Source organism: Slackia sp., assembly GCF_977041755.1.
Genome location: NZ_CDRRGL010000118.1, coordinates 1 through 5,552, shown reverse-complemented (window position 1 = coordinate 5,552; position 5,552 = coordinate 1). Strand labels below are relative to the sequence as shown.

The 5,552-nt window shown below is 57.0% G+C and carries 5 protein-coding genes; 4 read left to right on the top strand and 1 reads right to left on the bottom strand.

All coding sequences use genetic code 11. The features are described from left to right. Positions 1 to 237, top strand: a 237-nt coding sequence (locus tag ACWI8T_RS07885) for a hypothetical protein (RefSeq protein ID WP_449138541.1), incomplete at its 5' end; no start/stop codon positions are given. 213 nt (positions 238 to 450) lie between these two features. Here ACWI8T_RS07885 and ACWI8T_RS07880 read toward each other — a convergent pair. Further along, positions 451 to 2,010, bottom strand: coding sequence for a LuxR C-terminal-related transcriptional regulator (locus tag ACWI8T_RS07880; protein ID WP_449138540.1), 1,560 nt, complete (start codon positions 2,008 to 2,010; stop codon positions 451 to 453). 209 nt (positions 2,011 to 2,219) lie between these two features. Here ACWI8T_RS07880 and ACWI8T_RS07875 point away from each other — a divergent pair, with 209 nt between their 5' ends. The 3 genes from ACWI8T_RS07875 to ACWI8T_RS07865 all read left to right on the top strand — a co-directional run. Further along, positions 2,220 to 3,830 (top strand): FAD-binding protein, encoded by a 1,611-nt coding sequence (locus tag ACWI8T_RS07875; protein WP_329936255.1) that lies wholly within the window; start codon positions 2,220 to 2,222, stop codon positions 3,828 to 3,830. 276 nt (positions 3,831 to 4,106) lie between these two features. Continuing rightward, positions 4,107 to 4,418 carry a metal-sensing transcriptional repressor gene (locus ACWI8T_RS07870; RefSeq protein WP_114614707.1) on the top strand — a complete coding sequence of 104 codons (312 nt, stop codon included), beginning with the start codon at positions 4,107 to 4,109 and terminating at the stop codon, positions 4,416 to 4,418. A gap of 162 nt (positions 4,419 to 4,580) precedes the next feature. Then, a partial coding sequence (locus tag ACWI8T_RS07865) for a heavy metal translocating P-type ATPase (protein WP_449138539.1) occupies positions 4,581 to 5,552 on the top strand: 972 nt, incomplete at its 3' end.

Sequence of the window (5,552 nt, the reverse complement as noted above, 5' to 3'; positions counted from 1 at the left end):
GACGGTTTCGATCCGGTGTATGGCGCGCGTCCGCTGAAGCGTTTGGTGCAGCGTGAGGTCGTCGATCGCGTGGCGAATGAGATTGTTGCCGGTCGTGTGATGGAGGGCTCGAAGGTTACCATCGACTCTGATATCGTCGATGGCTACACCTGCAAGGTTGAAAACCCGCAGGCCGCGGCCGACGAACACGGGCAGGCCGCTGCCGGCGAGCAGACCTATGAGGTTCCCGCTGAGTAAAGCGATGCGTTGCGCGGCGTGGGCGAGGAATCCCGCAGCGTGACGAGGCTCAGCGTGGAGCTTGGGTCGCGAGGCTTGCGGCGCAATACGTGAAGCGCGGTGGCGTTGCGCGTGTCGGCTGGCTCGAGAAAATCAATCATGGCGTCTGGGGCGCACCATTCGCTCAAGCAATAGGCGGAAATGCTCCGCTCGAGAAATCGAGCGGAGCATTTTTTATGACGAAGTCGAGGATTGCTTGTTTGATTCGTGCTCGGTTTCGACGCCGAGCATGTCGAACAGCTCTTGGCGCGTATGGATGTCGAGCTTCTGATAAATGTGGCGAACATGGGCCTTCGCCGTGCCGTTCGCGATGAACAGCTCGCGCTCGATGATCCCCACGGTTTTGCGCTGCCCGAGCAGCAGGAGCACCTCTTCTTCGCGCGTCGATAGCTTATACTCGCGCGCGACGGTCGCTACGCGCGTCGCGAGTTCGTGCTTCTTTTCGGCAGGCGTTTTCGTTCGTGGCTCTACCGTGAGAATTGATTGCGTCTCGGGCGTGACGGGGACGGCGCCCCAATTGCTCGAAAGCTCCTTTTCCGACATGAAAATCATCGTGGCGGCAACGATGGAAATAACCGCGAGCGTACTGGTAACTACCTCGATGTTTGCGGGGGCAACGCCGATTGATCCTAAAGCCTGGCTTGTATCGCGACCGAGCAGCATGAAAATCTGGCGGACGCCGCGCTCGATGCCGAAGAGCCAGATGGGCGATGCGCCATAGCGATAACAGATGCTGGCAATGATGATCATAATCAGTATTGATTGCATAGTGTAGCCGGCGGAAATGCAAAAGGAGCTTACCGATTCGCTAAATAGGTTGAACGCGGGAAGCAGCAGGAATGCCGCCACGGTGATGGGCAGCGCCCCTCGATAGATAAGCCCGAAATCGAAATGCTTTCCACGAATGCATACGCCAAGGAAAATCGCGAGTGCGGCGAAGAGCGTTCCGGGCGACGAGTGCGGTCCGAATCCTCCTGAATAGGAGCTCATTTCTAGCAGGCCATAGGCGAATGCGTATGCCGCCATGAGAAATACTGCTTTCCAAGGTATGGAAAACTCGGTCGCTTCGCGGCGAGCGGGGCGATCTGATTTCGGGATATGGAGGAGTGCGGAATGTGCGCAGAGTAACGAGACGAGCGGAAGAAGCGCCGTCATAACGAAGAGCCATTCAAATTTAAAGCCCTCATATACATAAATGACGAGCGCTCCGGCTACGATAGAAAGCGAATAATAGGCAGCGACGCGAAATGGGTTGAGGCTGCCATAGATTTCGCTCCATATGACAATCATGAACGCGATGCCTACGCCGCCAACGATTCCCGACGCCGTTCCAAGCTCGGTCGCGATATTCGGCGCGTAGAATGCCGAAAACGAGAGTACCGTAGACGTAGTGAGCAAAATGCCCGTCATCGTAAGAGCGCTGCGCCGACCAACGAGTGTTTTGAGCTTCTTGGCGAAAATCGCGCACAGCACTACGGTGAGCACCATGATCGAGTCGAAAAGGTCGCGAGGCGTCGCCATGCTGAAAGGGAAAGGCACGAACGTGCCCACGAAGGCGATTTCGATCCAGGCTCGATAGATGCCGAGGCCCAAGAAAGCGAGCGGCACCACGGGAATGTACCCGAATAGCAGCGAGCCCCTGAGCTCTTCGGCAAGACTTGCGTCCAGTTCATCGCATTTGTCGTTTTTTATAGGTTCAATTTCATGCGTATCGCACGGCGTTTGCTTCGGCACAATCCCTCCCCGATAGTGCGTTCGAGAGCTATTTTTGCACGTCGGCCGAGGGTTATATAGGGGGTTATAGAAAAATAACCCCATAAAATCGATTTCGGTCGATGCTTTGTCTCCTGTTTCCGCCTAGATTTTAGGGCGTTCCGAAGGGGAACGGCGGTGGTCTGTTCGGGGAGAACGGGCTGCCAACGAGAAATAACAGGAGGGATATCATGGAACTTTCACGTCGCGATTTGTTTAAATTCGGCGGCATCGCAGCCGTTGGAGCGGCCGGCGCAGGCATGCTCGCGGGCTGCTCTCCGTCGGGCGGATCGTCGAAGAGCGCTCCGGCTGCCGCTTCTAAAGATACCGACGGTTTGCCGAGCTTCTTCCAGGCTCCCGAACCCATTAAAGACGTCAAGGAGACCAAGGAATTTGACGTGGTCGTAATTGGCGCAGGCGCCGCAGGTGTGCCGTGCGCGCTGGCCGCGGCCGATGCAGGCGCGAAGGTTGCGCTTATTCAGAAAGAGAGCCAGGCGGTTTCTCAGGGCAATACGTGCGACTCGCTCGAGGCCTCCACGAGTGCCGCCGGCAAGGCTGCTGTGATGTCGTGGCTCACCGAGCAGTGCGCATGGCGTTCGCACCGCGATCAGCTTGAGCTGTGGGCAAACAATTCCGGCGAAGCTCTGCATTGGTTGTGGGATAAGGCGACCGAAGCCGGCTGCCAAGTCGTCGACACCACCAAGAAATGGACGAGCAACATCTCGGTTATCGACGAGCAGCCTGTTTCTTATTTCGCATTTGATTTCGGCCCGAAACCTTACAACACCGGTAGCGGCATGCGCGATTTGTGCGACTACTTCAACGGCAAAGATGGGCTTGAGATCTTCTATTCCTGCCCAGCGGAGCAGCTCGTGAAAGATGGCGACAAGGTTGTGGGCGTCATCTGCAAAGACGGCAGCGATTACGTGCAGTTCAATGCGAAAAACGGCGTCGTTGTCGCGACGGGCGACTATACCAACGATGATGAGATGATGGCCTACTACAACCCCGATATGAATCATCTTGATCGCAAGGAGACCAATAAGACTGGCGATGGCCAGAAGATGATGGTATGGGCTGGCGGCCGCATGGAGAGCGTATGCGGCTCCAAGGTGCAGCATGACTTCGACGCGGGCCCGGGCTCTATGGCCGACATGCCGTTCTTGACTGTGAAAAATGACGGCACCCGCTTCTGCAATGAGGCACGTAGCGCCATGGCCTACAACGGCAACTTCCTTACGAGCGAAGAGGACAACGGCTATTACACGCAGGTGTTTGATTCGAATTATATGACCGACTGCGCTGACTGGCCGGGCAAGCTCTATGACCCCGAGGCCATTAAGGCGTACATGCCTGAGGAGCCGGGCGAGAAGAAGGGCGTGTACCCCGATTTGGCTGCGACTTTCAAGGCGGACACCATCGAGGAACTCGGCAAGAAGCTTGGCCTTACTGACGTGGACGCGTTCGTGAAGACGGTTGCTCGCTACAATGAGCTCGTCGATGCCGGCGTTGACGAAGATATGGGCAAGCCCGCCAAGTGGCTGAAGCCTATCAAGCAGGCCCCCTTCTACGGCATCCATCGTCACATTCGCCTGTCTACCATCGTCCATGGCGTGAACGTCAATGGCGAGATGCAAGTGCTTGATAAGGATGGCAATCCTATCGAGGGCCTGTATTCTATCGGCAATTGTGCCGGCAACTTCTTCGGCAGCCCCGACTATCCCATGGATTTGCCCGGCCTTTCCCTCGGCCGTTGCCATACTCAGGGCTACGTTGTAGGTAAGATGCTCGGCTCCAAGTAATCGATAGCTCAATAATTCCATTGCTTTCCATGTGGCGACCCTCCCTCCCGTATGGCCGCATGTAAAAGCAACGCAAGCCCCGCTCGGTTTGTCCGGGCGGGGCTTTGTCTGTTGAATCGGGTTTGTTTAAGCCGTGATCCGATGCCCTGAAACCTGAGGTAACTTTTACTTGTATATACCCCATGGGGGTATATAATGCTGTTTGCGCATTGTGGAACGGAAAGTGCGTTTGTCGCTTCGGGTTTGCGTGTGCTTGTTTTGAAGAGCGGAGTTGTTATGGCCGAAGAGATGAAACAGTGCTGTGCGTGCCGGCATAAGGAAACCGAGCGTGCCGATGATCTGCAACACGATTTGACCAAGCGTCTAAACCGCGCGATTGGCCAGCTCAATGGCGTAAAAGACATGATTGCCGACAATCGCTATTGCGGCGATGTGCTGGTGCAGCTCGCGGCGGCGGAGTCGGCCGTGCATCGCATCGCCGAAATCGTTTTGCAAGACCACATGGAAACGTGCGTGGTGGAGCAGGTGCGCGCCGGCAACGTCGAGGTGGTCGATGAGGCCATGCGGCTCATCAAGAAATTCATGTAGCCGTAAAGAGCCAACTGACGAAAAAAACTAAGCGCGGCCTCGTGGTGCAGATTGCCTTGAAGGTTCCGCCTGCCCGAGAGGAGCGGCCTTGTGGCCGTGACTGAGGGTAGGCGGGTTCTGAAAGGCAAGATGTCCGCGAGGGCGTGCTGGCTGGGAGTAAATATGAAGCAGGCGTTCGATATAACGGGAATGACATGCGCGGCGTGCAAGACTCGCGTCGAGAAAGCCACGGCGTCGGTCGATGGCGTGGCCGAAGTTGCCGTGAACCTGTTGAAAAACAGCATGGAGGTTACCTACGCCGACGAATCGCCGGATGCGGTTGCTCGGGTGAATGCGGCTATCAGTGCCGCCGTTGATAAAGCGGGCTACGGCGCCGAGCCGCGTGCCGCGGCAGGCGAGGGCGCGCAATCTGCCACGCAGGGCGGCGTTTCTGCGGCCAAAGCTGCGCGAGAGGCGGCGAACAAAAAGGCGGCCGAAGCCGAGATGGTCATGCGCCGCCGCCTAATTGTTTCGTTCGTGTTCACCATTCCGCTGTTCTATCTTTCTATGGGCCACATGTTCTCGTGGCCGCTTCCCGCGTGCTTCTTGGGCCACGAGAACATGATCACGTTTGCATTCACGCAGTTCTTGCTGCTCATTCCCGTTATCGCGGTGAACTTCAAATATTTCAGCGGCGGTTTCAAAAGCCTTGCGCATGGCGCCCCCAACATGGATTCGCTCATCGCGCTTGGCGCCACGGCATCGACTGTGCACGGCATTGCGGCCATCTATCGCATTGGCATTGGAATGGGAGCGGGCGACATCGACGCGGCGCATATGGCCGTGATGGACTTGTATTTCGAATCGGCCGGCATGATTTTGACGCTCATCACGCTGGGCAAATATTTCGAGGCACGCGCGAAGGGCAAAACGACCGATGCGATTTCGTCTCTTCTCGACCTTTCTCCTAAGGTTGCAACGCGGCGCGAGGGAGAAACTGAGGTTGAGGTGCCCCTTGAACAGGTGCAGGTCGGAGACGTGCTCGTGGTGCGTGCGGGCCAAGCAGTGCCGCTCGACGGTACGGTTGTCGAGGGCTCGGCCGCGGTGGACGAATCGGCGCTTACGGGCGAAAGCGTTCCCGTGGAAAAGCAGCCG

Excerpts from the sequence above, each read along its gene's own strand:
- ACWI8T_RS07875 (WP_329936255.1), top strand. The coding sequence starts at position 2,220 with ATGGAACTTTCACGTCGCGATTTGTTTAAATTCGGCGGCATCGCAGCC.
- ACWI8T_RS07870 (WP_114614707.1), top strand. The coding sequence starts at position 4,107 with ATGGCCGAAGAGATGAAACAGTGCTGTGCGTGCCGGCATAAGGAAACC.